The organism is Pseudoalteromonas sp. R3, assembly GCF_004014715.1.
In the GTDB taxonomy this organism is placed as follows: Bacteria; Pseudomonadota; Gammaproteobacteria; order Enterobacterales; family Alteromonadaceae; genus Pseudoalteromonas.
Genome location: NZ_CP034835.1, coordinates 4,444,617 through 4,461,519, shown reverse-complemented (window position 1 = coordinate 4,461,519; position 16,903 = coordinate 4,444,617). Strand labels below are relative to the sequence as shown.

Sequence of the window (16,903 nt, the reverse complement as noted above, 5' to 3'; positions counted from 1 at the left end):
ATGACTTGTTAGGTATCAGTAGCAAGATGCGGATCCATAATTCAACCTACAAAGCCTGGGGCAAGTATGCGGACCAATTCAGTTGGGCAAAAAAGTACCAAGACTACTCCAGTGGCAATGCCTGGCTAAAAAATGCGCCAGATACCTTACGGGCAGATGACATAGACAAGAGCAATAAAGTGGTTGTGCCTACTGCTATTTTAACCAGCAGGGAAACCTCAGCTGCCGCTGAGAGCTTTTTAGTATACGCATCAAGTGCACGGCATATTATGTTGATTGGGGAGCCGACATTTGGCAGCACTGGTCAACCATTGGAGATTGACTTACCAGGTGGTGGGAGAGCAACTATTTGCAGTAAAAGAGAGACATTTGCAGATGGCCGCGATTTTGTAGGTATAGGCATTCAGCCTGATGTTTATGTGCCAAGAGACATTGAGTACTATTTTTCAAAACATGACAAAACGTTAAGCAGTGCCACCGAATGGTTGGGCAAACAGGGGGAGCTGGCACAGGCAACGGCAAGTAACATGCATTAAAGCCGCGGTTGGTTAAGAAAAATGAGGTTGACGACATGAACGACGCTGACGTTCGTCCGCCTTGACTGCCTGCTGTCTTGCCTGATTTCGCTCAGCTCATAGGTATTACGGTTTGCCTTTGGCGTGTGGCTACGACAATAAAAATTCTCTATTCATCTTCTATATTTGTCGCTCTGCATGACGGTACGCTCTGATTACGTCAAGCGTACAGACAGATGTATTGATAACCGTCTATGTAGAGGGATCTGCCTATCCTATCTGGCATGCGGAACCATTACATGCCTGTCTTCTACTACTTTGTTCATGACAACCTCGTTTATTCCGCGACTGGTCAGTTTGCACTATGCTTTCTTGGTCCATTTTGTTATAACGCAGCTACGAAGAAATTAATTAATTCATTAAGTTACCTTTGTTTGTGCGTCAAAGATTGCTGGTCATTGAGATGATCTATATGACGTCCTTGCTAGAGCCTGAGAGGCCGCGTAAATAAAAGTCTATACATTCATTTACTAACCTTAATGAAACAGAGTGTTTAACTCTTTAATTTTTTGCTTTAATATTGCTACAGACGACTTGGTGTAGCTAAGTATCCGGGGCGGTGATTAGGTCTAATCATCTATAAAAAAACCGCCTATCTACTCAGCAGCTTTAATAACAAGCCAGCCCTACTCATAAACTCTACAATTTAGTTTATCCCAATAGTGTAAGGGCCTGATAATAAGCAGTTACGATATGAATGAAGTTAACTTTTCAAGGACTGTGAAAGCGGTAAAATTTGGGTCCTGGACGCTAGATCCAAAGCGGCAAACCATCACAGACGGTGAAGTAACCAGAGAACTTGAACCTCTGTTATTTAAAATCCTCTGCTACTTAATTTTGAACAACGATCAGATCATCACCAGGGACGATCTGGTCAATGATGTGTGGTGCCAAAATTACGTTGATAATAATGCCATCAACCGGGCAATGTCTGAGCTGCGCAAAGTGCTCAAATCAGACAAGCAAAAAGGGTTGGTTGTTAAAACACACTATCGTAAAGGGTATAGTTTCTTTCTTGAGCCTGAAATCGTTTATCAAGACTTAATTCCTCAGGCCAGTGTGACTCCGGTCGCTAAGCCTATGAGTAAGCAGCAAGTGCAGCAATCGGTACCAGAAACAGCATTTCCAACCAATAAATCTGACTGGTTCAGGCCTGCTTTCCTGGTCACTTTGCTGCTTTTGATTGGCGGAGGTTTAGGTGTATTACACCCTCTTATTGAGAACAAACCTAAAGCTGCGAATAGCGTGTCTGTGCCAATGGAAAACGTGTTGTATAAAGAAAGCTTGTTATCTTGGATGCAGGGTCAGTATTTAAAAGTCAGTGTCTCTCCCAACAAAGAGTTTGTTGCATTTTCATTCATACCTGAAGGGAAAACTAATCAGAGTCTGGTGATGAAAAACCTACAAACCGGGTTAGAAGAAAAAATTGCACAGCCGGAAGCTAATTACTATCCATTAGGCTGGACGGTTGATTCTACAAAGCTTTTTTACCGACTAAATCAGGGAGAGCGATGCGAGATCTGGCAGATTGACAGGAGTTTCTCACAAGATAATCGTTTTCTGTTTGAGTGTACTAATCAGGTATATAACGGTGCAGGTGTGGGAGACAACACCTTTATCTATTCTAAATTTGATTATCGTGGGCGAAATCAGCTTTCTGTGTTGATGAGCTACAATACGGAATCGGGTGAAGAATTTCAGATCACATCGCCAAACCTGAATTCCTTTGGAGACCAATTCCTGCTTTACGAGCAGACTATTGATAAAGTGTTTTTTACACGTCGTCGTTATGACATCTATGAACTCTACATGACAGACCTAGAAGGTGGTAATCAGACCAAGCTGTATGAGTCAAAGACACCAATTTGGGCGTTGGGCTATGAGGAGCATACAAGTACATTAGTTTGGTTTTGCAATATAACAAGCCGCATGTTCGAGTACTCGTTGGCATCAGAGCAGTTGACGGGTATCACACAGCTTGTTAATGACAGTCGTTTTGCCAGCCATCACCCCTTGTCTAAAGGGGAAATAGTTGCAGTGAGTTATCCGTATCAGCATGATATCTACGAGCTGAGTCTGGAGAATAAAACACTTTCCCCATTAGTGGTTAACGACGATTTGAAATTTTCCGGGTTCAGCAAAAACGGTGAAACTCTGTTTTTAAAGCAGCAAAGGGAAAAAATGATACTGCAAGCGGCGGCTGCGTCGGGTTTACCATACAACATCGGCATCCCACTTGGTGATTATGTCTCTGCCACCTATGATCACAAGTCCGAGCTACTTATGCTGCAAGCCAAGAATAAGCTAAGTATTTTTGACAGTGATTTCAATTTAATTAACCACATTGATGTAGAGGGTGTGGTGATTTCAGCTGAGTTTCTAAACAATGGAGATATTGGCTATATTTCTGTAGATGAAAGCCTGAAAACGAACAAAGTATATATTTACTCCCGGCAAACCCAGCAAGCTAAAAAGTTGCCGATTAGCGATGCGATTTGGTTTGATCAGTTGGGAGAGAGTCAGTTGGTGTATTTGTCCCGTAAGGACAGCTTACACTATTTCGACCTCTCCAATGGTGAGTTGACCAGCTCAATTGAGTTACCAGGTAATGGCCGGGGGCACTTTGTGTCTCTGGGCAAGAATCGTGTATATTATTCGAATGGTCGTCAGGTTTATCAAATCCAGGAAGGAGATATTGAGGAGCTCATGGATTTGGAGCTGAAGACGGTATTTGATATGTATTACTCTTTTGACAAGCACTCATTGATCATGACAACGGTTGATGAGTCAAGCAATCACTTGCTGAAACTGGAGGTTGCTAGGCCGGCACAGAATTAATCACCATATACGGGTATGGCTGCTACACCTCACTCACAATGCCATACCCACCCTACCGTTACGCATTCTACAGCTGTCATTTTGTCATATATCAAAAGTAGTGAGCCTAAATCCGTTTATTGGCTTTTTGTTCTGATTTGAAATCAATGTGCACTGGCATAATTGACAGGTTTTCTGTATGCCAAGGGGATACACTTAAAGCCGCCCTTTAAAGTTCAATCCAATGTACAGAACAAAACCTAAGTAAACCATTATCATCATTCTTGAATTTAAATAATAACTTAATTATCAGTGTCTTATGGTTGAATGTTATATCTGGGACATAAGGTTTTATAACTTCCTATCTCAGATGGTGTGAGATACAGTTGAATTGTTGAAGCGAAGTAGGTACTGAAAGTCAAGCACGCTTGGCAATGAGATAACCAGAACCTAGGTAAATACAGTAACAGGAAGCAAGCAATGATATTTAAAGTTAACAAAAAAGAACTAAAAAAGCTCAACGGCCAGCAACTCGATGTCGCAGTCACTGCGCATGTAGCTGGAGCTCATTCTCTGCCAAAAGATTCGATTGTCAGACCGACTGGCTGGCCTGCTTCAGCTTAATTAAATACATGGCATGGATAACACATCAACAGACGAATAAGGTGAGTAGACAATGAAATTCACAGTAAATAAAAAAACACTGAAAAAGCTGAATGACCAAAATCAACTCGATGCCGCAGTCACTGCGCATGTAGCTGGAGCTCATTCTCTGCCAAAAGATTCGATTGTCAGACCGACTGGCTGGCCTGCTTCAGCTTAATTAAATACATGGCATGGATAACACATCAACAGACGAATAAGGTGAGTAGACAATGAAATTCACAGTAAATAAAAAAACACTGAAAAAGCTGAATAATCAAAATCAACTTGATCCGGCAGTCACCGCACATGTGGCCGGAGCTCATTCTCTGCCGAAAGATTCGATTGTCAGACCGACAGGCTGGCCCGCTTAATACATTATATCAACAGACGAATAAGGTGAGTAGACAATGAAATTCACAGTAAATAAAAAATCACTGAAAAGCCTGAATGATCAAAATCAACTGGATCCGGCTGCGACTGTGCATGTGGCAGGAGCAAACGCACTACCGAAAGACTCCATTGTCAGACCGACAGGCTGGCCAATGGAGTTAAATTGATACACATTTAATAGAACTGAAAAAGGAATTGAATGAAACTTGTTGGTTTACAATTAGGGGCCATTGCAGTGTTGCCAATGATGGTATCCCCACAAAGCTTAGTTGGCGAGCTGAGCGTAAGTGCTCCGGCAAACCAGTATCACTTTGCCACCTCGAATGGTGAAGCATTACAGCACCTAACGGAAATTGGTGAACTAAAGCTTGAAGGGGAACCGTTGTTGAGTTATCAGGAAACTGAGCACAAGCAAACTAAAACGATTACAAATGGCGCACAAGGGATTGTCAAAGAGCTTAAGCTTGGCACTCATGTGTCAAAAGGGGATCTATTGGCTAAATTAATGTCTCCAACATTGTTGGGTGTATTTAAGCTCGATAATCAACTTACAAATGTCCCTAAAATACTCTGGTTATGTGACTCCGGACGTGCATTCAAAGTCAAGGTGAGTTACGAAAGCCGCGACAGGCTCTTCGTCACAGTACAATTGAATGAGCATGTAAGCAGGGTGAGCAGCTCGCTTCAGGCGGTATCAAATACCAAGCTATTTACAAGTCAGGAGTATTGTCATGATTCATGATAAAGTTATGTGAAATTGCCCTAAGCATGGCGGTGCCTCGGGCATACATATGCGAGAAATGCAGATGTAATAAGGAAATTCCATACTACAGCGGAAGATTTAAAAAAACAATAGCTGATTTTGGCTATCGTTCATGCTCTCGGGCACCTATTCTATCTCTTTGATTTATATGAGCTAGCTTTTGTTTCGGCAGGCTTAAGTGCAAGATCCTCAGTTTCAGCCCTGCATACGGTTTGTACTCAACAGACCATCGATAGACCTAAGCAATCCACATCAATGCGCTCACACCTCTGTGGCGTCCACCTTCTTTTGTGCAGCGATACGTCATATAGAATCCACCCTCTTTTTCGCCGCTAGCCAGTTTAGGTATTCGTTCAGTAAGGTCTGTTCGCCTGCAGTGTATCAGTACAGCCTTTTTGTTCTGCGATATGATCCGGTATCCACTTTTATTACTCCTGCATTTATCACCAAACTTCATATTCTGTCACTCTCAGGGCGTTAACGCTCTATATAAACGGGTACAAGCAGTATTCGACTGATTAACATTGTTGCTGAATACCAAACCTCTCACATGCAATGAGCAATGATGGATGGCGAGCTACATAGAATTTCTGATTTAGCTGTACAGGACTAGTGTCAAAGTCGCTACAAGGAATAACACTGGGTTGTGTGACGGGTGAAGAGTGACTGAGTTACGTCACGCTACTATAAATCGCCCTTTCACAGGCACGCGAAAAATACAATGTTACTCGAAGTAGTCACTTATATCGTAGTAATGATTGTATATAAACTGTTGTAATTTTTGAATAAATTCTTTTTTTAGTGAATTTGTGTTCTACATTTTTGTATCGCACTATGAGCTCAACACAAGCAGCGCCACCATAAGAGTTTGGCGGTACTGACATCAGAATTGAATGAAATGGAGCGATACCCGATGACATTAAAAGAGTTCTTTGAGCGTTATTACGAAATCATTTGTTCGGGCAATCTCGACGACCTGGAGCCATTCTATCATACCGGTGCGGGTGTGATGGCCGGTGCTAAGTCCCAGTTTGAAAGTATGCGTAAGCAACTGAGCTTTAAAATGACACTGCGTAATGTAGAGCTACTTGCTAAACGTGACGACTTGCTAATAGTACGGGACGTGATGACCATTGAGGGAGAAAAAGAAGGGCAGGCTCTTGATAAACGCTCTGAAAATATTCATTCATTGGCTAAAGAAGGTGGTCAGTGGCGAATTTTCTCGACGTCTACGTTTCCTGGTGGAGCGGAATAATTATGTCGGGGTTATTCAGAAAAGAAGCCATTGAACACCAGGGGCAGAAGTTAGATGGCGAGGTATCCATTGCGACACATATGTCTTTCAACTGGATCCTGTTGGTAATTCTGGCGACAGTATTGATTGGCATCACTTATCTGGTGGTGGGTGAGTACCACAGGAAAGAGATCGTTTCAGGTTATCTGAGGCCAACAGATGGACTGAGCAAGGTGTATCCTTTAGGTCAGGGCGTCATTGATGAAGTTTATGTCGAAGAAGGGCAAAAGGTCGAAAAAGGCCAAGTGCTTGTGCGGGTAAGAATGGAGCGGATCCTGACCTCTGGCAGCGATATGAATGAAGCGATTTTAACGGAACTCATTAAACAAAAGGATTTGGTAAAGAAAAATATAGAGAATCAGACGCAGCTGGCGAAAGTCAGTCAGGAGAAGCTGGACTCTCAGATCAATAACACGGCATTTCAGCTTGCACAGACTAAAAAGCAACATGAATTGCTTACTCAACGTGTCGAGCTCAGCGAAAAGCGCTATCGGGATACGCTGGCATTGATTGAGAAAGACTTTGTCTCTCAATCTGATGTTGAAAGTGTCCGCGATGCCATGTTGGTTTTGCAGCAGCAAGCGGAAGATCTGGAAGGGCGGGTATTGAGCCAACAAGAGTCCCTCAGCCAGCTGCGTCTGGAGCGTCAGCAACTGCCGCTGACTTTACAGAAAACAGAAGCACAGCTGAGAACTCAGCTTGCCGATATTAATCAGCAAATCACCCAGGCCAGTGCACAGCAAAGTTACGATGTGCGTAGCCATAGAAGTGGTCGGGTCAGCAGTCTGATGGTTAAACCAGGTATGATTGCACAGAGCACCAGCCCTTTAATGACGGTACTTCCGGAAAATGCGGCGCTGGAAGCTGTGCTGTTGGTGCCATCCCGCGCATTTGGTTTTGTACAGGAAGGGCAAAATACGCGGATCCGTTATCAGGCCTTTCCCTATGCCCGGTTTGGTATCTATGAAGGTACGATTTCGAGCGTCTCAAAGTCAATTTTACTTCCAAATGAGACAAGTTTGCCTGTGACACTCGCAGAGCCGGCTTATCAGGTGGTTGTCTCACTCAAAGCACAGCATGCCCACGCCTATGGTGCGTCTGTTCCTCTGCAGGCTGGGATGTTACTGGAAGCCGATATTATGGTTGATAAACGCACCTTGTTTGAATGGTTATTTGAACCTCTTTACAGCATTAAAGGAGCAATCTGATGGAAAATCCAATGCACTTACTCCGGTTTAGCGCTGCCAAAAGGCTGCCTGTTATATTGCAAACCGAGGCGGCGGAATGCGGGCTTGCCAGCCTGGCAATGGTTGCTGCTTATCACGGATACAAAACAGATCTGACGACGTTGCGCCAAACCCATGAAATCTCATTGAAAGGGGCGAACTTAGAAGAGCTAATGCAAATTGCAGACAAGCTGAAACTAAGTTCACGGGCACTGCGGTTAGATTTAGAACATCTGCCGCAATTAAAAACCCCCTGTATTTTACACTGGGATATGAACCACTTTGTTGTACTTAAAAAGGTGACTAAACACAGTGTTGAAATACACGATCCAGGTTTAGGCCATCGCAAATACGCCATGGATGAGTTCTCGAAACACTTCACCGGTGTGGCACTGGAGCTGAGTCCAACCGAGGAGTTTAAGTCTGAAGATACCCGGGTAAACCTTAAGTTATCCGATTTTTGGAGCAAAGTGACTGGCCTTAAATCCACACTGGGTAAAGTGTTTGTTTTGTCCTTACTCTTGCAGGCTTTCGCCATCGCCAGTCCATACTATATGCAACTGGTTGTTGACGAGGTCATTCTGAGCTTTGACCAAAACTTATTGGCTATTTTAGCCGTGGGATTTGGCTTGTTGATGCTCATAGAAATGGTGACCGGCGCGGTACGGAGCGTATTACTGCTGCACTTTGGTAACCTCATGAGTATTCAGCTTGGTGCGAATCTGTTCCATCACCTTATCCGTTTGCCGCTGCAATATTTTGAAAAGCGTCATATTGGTGATGTGGTGTCACGCTTTGGCTCTTTACAACAGGTAAAAGAGCTCCTGACCAAAGGCGTGATCGAAGCCTTAATCGATGGTGTTATGGCCATTGCTACCTTGATCATGATTTTTGTTTACAGCCCTAAATTGAGTGCCGTGGTACTTGTTGCTACCGCAGTGTATGCCGTCATACGCATTGCCATGTACAGACCGTTACGACGTATGTCGGAAGAAGTCATCGTAAATCAGGCCAAAGAGCAGTCTAACTTCATGGAAACGGTACGTGGTATCCAAACCATTAAGTTGTTTGGCCGCGAAGTGCAAAGACAGAGTGTCTGGCATAACAAATACGCGGACAGTCTGAATGCCGGGATCCGGGTGGGCCATTTGAACATCGGTTATGAAGCAATCAATAAGGTGATCTTTGGATTTGAAAATGTGCTGGTGGTCTACTTTGCTGCAATGCTGGTTATGGAAGGCGATCTGACTGTCGGGATGTTATTCGCTTTCATGGCATATAAACGTCAGTTTGTGGAGAAAATGGCGTCTCTTATCGAAAAGCTTATCGAGTTTAAGATGCTAAGTCTGCACTTTAATCGACTTGCTGACATTTCACTGACCGATAAAGAAGATCATATGCAGGGTAAAGCCAGCTGTGGTGAATTGACCGGAGCGCTTACACTTCAGGATGTCACTTATCGCTATAACAGCAAAGAAGCACCTGTGTTTAAAAACCTGGACCTTACCATTGAGGCTGGTGAATCCATCGCGATAGTCGGCCCGTCCGGCTGTGGTAAAACGACGCTTGCCAAAATCATGCTGGGCTTATTTGAACCCGAAGCGGGCAAGGTACTTGTTGATGGGATCGACATCAAGCAGATAGGGTTATCAAAATATCGCTCCCAGATCGCGGCTGTGATGCAGGACGACCAGTTATTGTCAGGCTCCATCGCCGATAACATCTCGTTTTTTGACCCTGACCTGGATATGCGAAAAGTCGAATGGGCGGCTCAGGTTGCTGCCATCGACAAGGATATTATGTCGATGACTATGGGGTATAACACTCTGGTGGGGGATATGGGCGCAGCCTTGTCTGGAGGGCAGATCCAGCGGCTCTTGTTGGCCAGGGCATTGTATCGAAAACCTAAGATTCTATTTATGGATGAAGCCACCAGTAATTTGGATACCAAGCTCGAGTTCTCAGTCAATGAAGCGGTTAAGAATCTGGATATTACCCGAATAATCATAGCGCACAGGCCTGAAACCATTGCCAGTGCAGATCGTGTCATCGAGTTGAGATATGGGCAGGCTGTTGCGGTAGATAAGCCGGATATTAGTCTGAGGCGGCCTAAGTCTGCAGATGTATCCTTGTGTATAGATAGCACTCCATATACTGAAACAGGTGAGACGAGTGAGTTTAATATGGCTTAGCATAAGTCATTATAATAATTTTTTATATTATATTTAAGTGCACCCATGTTGAGCTTTGTGACTAGTTTGGTTGTGGTGTGCACTTATCTTGTTGTTTTGTTTTGTTTTTATTTTAAATTAATTTTGTTTTTATTTTTAAAATTACCTGTTGACATTTTGTTTTTGAGTGTTAATTTATAAATCAAGCTTAAATCTTGGCGGAGATAAGCTTAAATCAAAAATTGTAATAAGGTTTGCGAGATTAATATTCTCTTTAATTTAAAAGTTCTATTTTTAAATTGGGTTTTTAAATTGGGTTTTTAAATTCTTTGAGTTCTCCATGAAAATTTAAAAATAGAGTTTGTGAAATACAGCCAGAGCATATTTTACTGTTAAGTTAAAGTTGCTTTGGGATGTTGCAAACCTCTTTCTGCTCTCTGGTTTTATCGTTTTAGATGTTAAGCCTTTAAGAAGACAGATGAAAATCCGATATTAACGACTGTGACCGTTACATAAAAATAGGAAAAACTATGAAAAATCTAAATGCTAAAGACCTGGTTCTGATCGCTGGTGGTGAAGAAGAAGTACCTATGTGTCCTGATATCGATCAATATACCAACTAATAGAGGAAATAAAAATGAACGAATTAAATAAGTATGAAGTAGAAAATGTAACTGGTGCGGGCCGTGAATATGATGACCCATGTGACCCTGAGCTTTTCTTCAAAAAATAGGAAATTAAAAATGAAAGAAATAAAAGAACTGACAGCTGTTTTTGGTGGAAGCTTGTGTGAGCATTGTGCTGAAGAATTACGTGAACTTGAAAACCTGAAATAAGAGTTTAAGGAAATAAAATGAAAGTTATTAATAATCCAAGCTTGGTTTCTGGTGCAGGTGACCCTTTTATCGATATGAGCTGTGATGTTATCGAACACCAAGATTGTAAATCTAATTAATTAAATATTTATATAAGGATTAAATGATGAAAGAACTAAACGCAATCCAAATGAATGCAATCAATGGCGCTGGTGGCTATGTCTACGGCAAAGTAACCAAAGACGGCTGGGAAATCGGCTTCAAGTACGAATTTTAATCGACCCTGAAAGGATAAAGATCATGAAAGAACTAAACGCAATCCAAATGAATGCAATCAATGGCGCTGGTGGCTATGTCTACGGCAAAGTAACCAAAGACGGCTGGGAAATCGGCTTCAAGTACGAATTTTAATCGACCCTGAAAGGATAAAGATCATGAAAGAACTAAACGCAATCCAAATGAACGCAATCAATGGCGCTGGTGGCTATGTCTACGGCAAAGTAACCAAAGACGGCTGGGAAATCGGCTTCAAGTACGAATTTTAATCGACCCTGAAAGGATAAAGATCATGAAAGAACTAAACGCAATCCAAATGAACGCAATCAATGGCGCTGGTGGCTATGTCTACGGCAAAGTAACCAAAGACGGCTGGGAAATCGGCTTCAAGTACGAATTTTAATCGACCCTGAAAGGATAAAGATCATGAAAGAACTAAACGCAATCCAAATGAATGCAATCAATGGCGCTGGTGGCTATGTCTACGGCAAAGTAACCAAAGACGGCTGGGAAATCGGCTTCAAGTACGAATTTTAATCGACCCTGAAAGGACAAAGATCATGAAAGAACTAAACGCAATCCAAATGAATGCAATCAATGGCGCTGGTGGCTATGTCTACGGCAAAGTAACCAAAGACGGCTGGGAAATCGGCTTCAAGTACGAATTTTAATCGACCCTGAAAGGATAAAGATCATGAAAGAACTAAACGCAATCCAAATGAATGCAATCAATGGCGCTGGTGGCTATGTCTACGGCAAAGTAACCAAAGACGGCTGGGAAATCGGCTTCAAGTACGAATTTTAATCGACCCTGAAAGGATAAAGATCATGAAAGAACTAAACGCAATCCAAATGAATGCAATTAATGGCGCTGGTGGCTATGTCTACGGCAAAGTAACCAAAGACGGCTGGGAAATCGGCTTCAAGTACGAATTTTAATCGACCCTGAAAGGATAAAGATCATGAAAGAACTAAACGCAATCCAAATGAATGCAATCAATGGCGCTGGTGGCTATGTCTACGGCAAAGTAACCAAAGACGGCTGGGAAATCGGCTTCAAGTACGAATTTTAATCGACCCTGAAAGGATAAAGATCATGAAAGAACTAAACACAATCCAAATGAACGCAATCAATGGCGCTGGTGGCTATGTCTACGGCAAAGTAACCAAAGACGGCTGGGAAATCGGCTTCAAGTACGAATTTTAATCGACCCTGAAAGGACAAAGATCATGAAAGAACTTAACGCAATCCAAATGAATGCAATCAATGGCGCTGGTGGCTATGTCTACGGCAAAGTAACCAAAGACGGCTGGGAAATCGGCTTCAAGTACGAATTTTAAGAGCTGTGAATATGATCCAAATAAAAACAGAACATATGCACCTTGTCTCCGGCGGACTTGGCTGGGATGAGTTTGGCAACTGGGTTGATTGCCTGGGCCAAGTGATCAGAAAGTAAAATCTAATTTGGCGGAATTTGATTTTAATCTGAATCTGCGAGAAAAGACGTAAATAAGGAGTGGTATTCACTCCTTTCTTTTTTTCAGCCAATCAACCAATCAGCCAATCAGCCAATCAGCCAATCAGCCAATCAGCCAATCAGCCAATCAGCCAATCAGCCAATCAGCCAATCAGCCAATCAGCCAATCAGCCAATCAGCCAATCAGCCAATCAGCCAATCAGCCAATCAGCCAATCAGCCAATCAGCCAATCAGCCAATCAGCCAATCAGCCAATCAGCCAATCAGCCAATCAGCCAATCAGCCAATCAGCCAATCAGCCAATCAGCCAATCAGCCAATCAGCCAATCAGCCAATCAGCCAATCAGCCAATCAGCCAATCAACCAATCAGCCAATCAGCCAATCAGCCAATCAGCCAATCAGCCAATCAGCCAATCAGCCAATCAACCAATCAACCAAACAACTAAACAACCAAACAACTAAACAACCAAACAACTAAACAACCAAACAACCAAACAACCAAACAACTAAACAACCAAACAACCAAACAACCAAAGCCAGGTAGGACGAGCAATGTATTCCTTTTCCTGAGAATGCTGTAACAACATTGAGCAAACTTGGAGTTTAGGCAGCTGGGAGAGTTGTATTTATTACACTGTGACTCAGGTCATTGCCAAACGGTTGCCTTCTTGCTGGTAAGCGAATTCTCATATGCGATTACACGATCTGCTGGTCAGCAGACATCAGCTGTGGCGATCCTCACAGGATAGTTATTATTGCTGTACTGATTCATCATTATCTGTATTACCTTTTTGATTTTATTGGATATTTTGTGTTTTTTTGGGTTTTGACTTGATGTTTTTGGGTTGCTAATTTGAATGAGCGATCAGGGGGAAGTGCTGTACATAGTCCCACTGTGAACTATGTAAAACAGATTAATAGAAGGTATTGGTATGAACTTAAAAATTAGTAAAAAAGCAATTAAGAACCTGTCTCTCAACGAAGCTGCACACGTGGCTGGTGCAGGAAGATCTCAGGCGGCTGATGTGATTGATGACTCATGTCAGAGTGTTTGCTCTATGCAAGCGTAACACTTCGCTCTGTGTGTTCTGCCTATAAATTAAAAGTATTGGAGTTAGATATGTTTACTATTGAAAACGCTCACCTGGTATCTGGCGGTCGTGCGGAAGGAGGATGTATCCCTCCACACTTAGACAAGCTGATTAATCGTTAATTCAGCATATTGACCTGATTAAATCCTAAAAGGAGATTGTATGTTTAGTTTAAAAAAGAAAGTAATTAAAAAGCTTGTTGCTAAAGAATTTGCCCAATCAGCGACGAAAGACGTTGCGGGTGGTCATGATTTTCAGCCAAGTGCATTCCGTGGCTGCCAATCAAACGAAACGCGTGAACAGTTTATAAACTAATAGGAAACCATGATGAAACTGAAAAAAGTAAATCTGAAAGTACTGAATAGTGACGCTACTTTGGTGAAAGTCGCGGGTGGCTGTCCACATACTGTGCATGATTGTGGTGTTGATCGCACTATCCCTGTTCTGAATGAAATTCACTAACCTTCTGGTTAATTGGAGCGTCTGAAATGAAGCTAAAAGTAACAAAAATCAAAAACCTGAGTGCAGGTAAGTCATTTCCAGTTGATGCAACGCCAGCCGTCGGTGGTGGTTATCACTCATCTTGTGGTGTTGACTGCGGTTGCGGTGATCTGGGTGGTGATCAGCCAGTGATTTGGCTACCACAGTAAAGGCTGCTTTTTGAGCGTCAAATAGAAAGTTTAAGGATTAAATATGTACGAATTAAAAGATACAGCGCTGCTGGCAATTAGCGGTGGCCGGGAAGCTGATCATGATTGCACCCGACCAATTCGTGTAACACTGTAATTGGTACTGAGTGCCACAAGGCCACAGTACTGATCAGGCTAACAGTGCCACATCAGTGTGAGACGATGACTAGAAATATGAAAAACTTAAATACAGCTGATATATCTATGGTGAGTGGGGCTACACACCCTGCCGACACAGAAGTTGAATTGCTGATTGAAACCATAAAAAACTGGTTCTGAGGAACCTAAGAGAGACCAAAATGATGACATTAACACACTCTGACATTGAGCAAGTAGTAGGTGGTATCGTTGAAGGTGGTTGTGTGGATGTATTTGATCCCACTAAGCGCCGTCAGCACTAATTTCACATTTTAAGCTTGCAGACAAAGCGGCATTTTTTTGGCGGAAAGTCGCTTCTGTTTGTAATGTGAGAATGCTGAATAAATAAGGAGTCAGGTTGACTCCTTTTTTTGTGCCTGTTATCAACAATACCGCTATTTACCCCCTCATATACCTATTTGAAAGTTCACTAGCCTACCTTGGGTCGAGAAGAGCCCGACTACGACACTGCGTATGGACCAAAGCCTGGCTGAGATACGAGGAGGCAAAATTAGGTGAATATATCTGATGTATCAGGTCGAACCGAGATATGCCTAACACACTTTGTGATTGATCGAAGCATTCACAAAGCGGACTTAGTATGCAGTAGCACCTTGTGACATAAAAACGCCACCTGCATATACCTGCTTCTGACTTTCCCTGTTATAGCTTTCCCTGATGCTCCTTTGTGATGATGCGTCATGTTAGTAAGTTGCTGGATGCGAAAACGTATCTAGCCTGGTTAGCTGGCATCAGGAGGCGACTGTCAGGGCAGGGCACTAGGGGAAAGCGCACAACCTGTGCCCGAATTCAGTGAGCCTGCATATATAGAGCTGATAGTTCGGTTATTGGTAGGAAATAGATTGGGTTAAGCTTCTGATATTTATGGTTAAATTGTTATTCCCACCTTTTTGACAATGACTCTGACCTCACTCATCATGGCCTCAAGCGCTTAGGTGAATTAAGTGCTGATAACAATTTTTTGGAGATGAATATGTTTACTATGTTGGATAAAAAGCAAACAACTCAGGTGTCTGGTGGTGATACAACACATAAGATGCTGGAAAAGATGGAAAGAGAGAAAAACAGCAACTAGTCCGCTGTTTATCAGACCCAGGAACAACAGCGCATTACATACAAATGGTCAGTCGCGAGCTTTGCGCATTGATGGATGAAATATGACTGGTTCTTTGGGTCGGCTTTTAGAGACCAATTTCGAGAGAAGTTACTCTAAGCACTAGATGGTCACTGAGTGTTGAAATGAAAGTGATTTTGCGATGGATTGCAACTGAGTAGATTCTACAGAAGGTGGGGCTTTATAAATGCACCACCTTCTAAATTACCTAAATTAATTGTTTAAAATTCTTATGGTTAATGCTGTTTTAAAGTGCTGATTAAAGGTTTTATATAATCTAGCCAGACAGGTGACCATGATTATATCAACGCGGCTTTTCAAGCTGCTGGGCAAAGGAAACCTTCGCTAGAATTTTAAGCAATGAACTTTATGGTTCTAAATATAATGCTTTTTTAATTGGCATTGTGTTTCTTTGCGCTCCCTGCGCATTTTTATTTGTATGAGGTGAAATATGTATTTAACTAATGAAGAACTAAAAGCAGTCACTGGTGGCACTAGCAATCAGAAGAAAGACCTTTCAAAAATTGAATGTGATCTTTAAACCTAAACCTGGAGAATAATATGAAAGTCATTGAAAAAAACAACGCGCAGTTGGCATTGGTTTCTGGCGGTATTGATGAGGGCGGATGTATCCTTTTCCCTCCTCAAGACAAGAAATTTAACTAAGTGTCGACATGCGGCACAAGCCGCAGTTGAAAAAGCCGTGCAGAGACTCTGCACGGCTTTTTTATGTAATGTATTTCTGACTCGCTCCCTTTCATTTGTGATGAGTGATAATTTCCGGCCCTGAGGACAATGAGGCCAGTTTCAAGATCCATAATTTGAACTATGTGATGCTTTCTTATCTGAGACTTGCAGGTTCAATACACACTCATCACAAGAGCTTTACCTGCTGTAAATTATGACAAAGCTTGCGACTTTTGAGTCGTCAGGCCGTCTGTGTTGTGTTTTCGCACTGCCCCTTTTGAATGCACCAAAAACAACTGGTGAGTCAAGCTAACCACCACTTTTTTACTGCTACTTTTTCTGTTTTGTAGCATCTCACATACTACTGGCTTGCAGATTTTGCACTGTGGTGGTCGCGCAGCTTTGTTGACCATGTTTATACCCGCTTCAGCAATGGCAAGCGACATTAAGTAAGAAAAGGCCGGTGCTGCTGCATGTTGTGTATACACGCAAATCTCCAGTATGGGTACCAATACGTTTTTTCTATATGAATATTTTTATAACCATTCAGGTATTCATATTTAGCACATAATTAAGGTATATCTAAGGATAATGGTGAGGGGTAAGTTGTTGTATTTGTTGCTTAAATTTTGTTTTTCATAATTTTGATTTATTAAATTCTCGGTGTCATCATGCACACCGTCAAAGCGTTACAGCGCAAGACAAAAAACAA

General features: G+C 42.4%; 16 protein-coding genes. 15 read left to right on the top strand and 1 reads right to left on the bottom strand.

Translation table 11 applies throughout. The features are described from left to right. The first annotated feature begins 26 nt into the window (after nt 1-26). The 15 genes from ELR70_RS24525 (at nt 27) to ELR70_RS25005 (ending at nt 14,192) form a co-directional block, all read left to right on the top strand. The gene (locus ELR70_RS24525; RefSeq protein ID WP_128064761.1) at nt 27-536 is read left to right on the top strand and encodes a S41 family peptidase; all 510 of its coding nucleotides are present in this window, start codon (nt 27-29) and stop codon (nt 534-536) included. A 732-nt stretch (nt 537-1,268) separates the two neighbouring features. Then, a complete protein-coding gene (locus tag ELR70_RS24520; RefSeq protein WP_054016180.1) occupies nt 1,269-3,413 on the top strand; it encodes a winged helix-turn-helix domain-containing protein in 2,145 nt (714 codons plus the stop codon). A gap of 459 nt (nt 3,414-3,872) precedes the next feature. Further along, nucleotides 3,873-4,016, top strand: a complete 144-nt coding sequence (locus ELR70_RS25040; protein ID WP_160317400.1) for a hypothetical protein — start codon at nt 3,873-3,875, stop codon at nt 4,014-4,016. Between the two features lie 52 nt (nt 4,017-4,068). After that, the gene (locus ELR70_RS25035; RefSeq protein ID WP_160317399.1) at nt 4,069-4,215 is read left to right on the top strand and encodes a hypothetical protein; all 147 of its coding nucleotides are present in this window, start codon (nt 4,069-4,071) and stop codon (nt 4,213-4,215) included. A 52-nt stretch (nt 4,216-4,267) separates the two neighbouring features. Continuing rightward, nucleotides 4,268-4,408 (top strand): hypothetical protein, encoded by a 141-nt coding sequence (locus ELR70_RS25030; RefSeq protein ID WP_160317398.1) that lies wholly within the window; start codon nt 4,268-4,270, stop codon nt 4,406-4,408. A 36-nt stretch (nt 4,409-4,444) separates the two neighbouring features. Next, entirely contained in the window at nt 4,445-4,594 is a 150-nt protein-coding gene (locus ELR70_RS25025; protein WP_160317397.1) for a hypothetical protein, read from the top strand. Between the two features lie 32 nt (nt 4,595-4,626). Further along, the gene (locus ELR70_RS24515) at nt 4,627-5,169 is read left to right on the top strand and encodes a hypothetical protein (protein WP_054016179.1); all 543 of its coding nucleotides are present in this window, start codon (nt 4,627-4,629) and stop codon (nt 5,167-5,169) included. A 934-nt stretch (nt 5,170-6,103) separates the two neighbouring features. Further along, nucleotides 6,104-6,445, top strand: coding sequence for a nuclear transport factor 2 family protein (locus ELR70_RS24510; RefSeq protein WP_054016178.1), 342 nt, complete (start codon nt 6,104-6,106; stop codon nt 6,443-6,445). A 2-nt stretch (nt 6,446-6,447) separates the two neighbouring features. Next, nucleotides 6,448-7,692, top strand: coding sequence for an HlyD family efflux transporter periplasmic adaptor subunit (locus tag ELR70_RS24505; protein ID WP_054016177.1), 1,245 nt, complete (start codon nt 6,448-6,450; stop codon nt 7,690-7,692). Beyond that, the gene (locus tag ELR70_RS24500) at nt 7,692-9,902 is read left to right on the top strand and encodes a peptidase domain-containing ABC transporter (protein ID WP_054016176.1); all 2,211 of its coding nucleotides are present in this window, start codon (nt 7,692-7,694) and stop codon (nt 9,900-9,902) included. The genes ELR70_RS24505 and ELR70_RS24500 overlap by 1 nt, the downstream gene beginning before the upstream one ends. A gap of 2,587 nt (nt 9,903-12,489) precedes the next feature. Continuing rightward, nucleotides 12,490-12,897 (top strand): hypothetical protein, encoded by a 408-nt coding sequence (locus ELR70_RS24495; RefSeq protein WP_128064760.1) that lies wholly within the window; start codon nt 12,490-12,492, stop codon nt 12,895-12,897. 486 nt (nt 12,898-13,383) lie between these two features. Continuing rightward, nucleotides 13,384-13,521 carry a hypothetical protein gene (locus ELR70_RS25020; protein ID WP_160317396.1) on the top strand — a complete coding sequence of 46 codons (138 nt, stop codon included), beginning with the start codon at nt 13,384-13,386 and terminating at the stop codon, nt 13,519-13,521. 183 nt (nt 13,522-13,704) lie between these two features. Next, entirely contained in the window at nt 13,705-13,857 is a 153-nt protein-coding gene (locus tag ELR70_RS25015; RefSeq protein ID WP_160317395.1) for a hypothetical protein, read from the top strand. Nucleotides 13,858-13,866: 9 nt separating this feature from the next. Further along, nucleotides 13,867-14,004 carry a hypothetical protein gene (locus tag ELR70_RS25010; RefSeq protein ID WP_160317394.1) on the top strand — a complete coding sequence of 46 codons (138 nt, stop codon included), beginning with the start codon at nt 13,867-13,869 and terminating at the stop codon, nt 14,002-14,004. 26 nt (nt 14,005-14,030) lie between these two features. Continuing rightward, nucleotides 14,031-14,192: a hypothetical protein gene (locus ELR70_RS25005; protein ID WP_160317393.1), complete on the top strand. Its 162-nt coding sequence runs from the start codon at nt 14,031-14,033 to the stop codon at nt 14,190-14,192. 2,211 nt (nt 14,193-16,403) lie between these two features. On the opposite strand, the gene ELR70_RS24485 is transcribed toward ELR70_RS25005, so the two are convergent. Beyond that, nucleotides 16,404-16,679: a hypothetical protein gene (locus tag ELR70_RS24485; RefSeq protein ID WP_054016174.1), complete on the bottom strand. Its 276-nt coding sequence runs from the start codon at nt 16,677-16,679 to the stop codon at nt 16,404-16,406. Between the last annotated feature and the right edge of the window lie 224 nt (nt 16,680-16,903).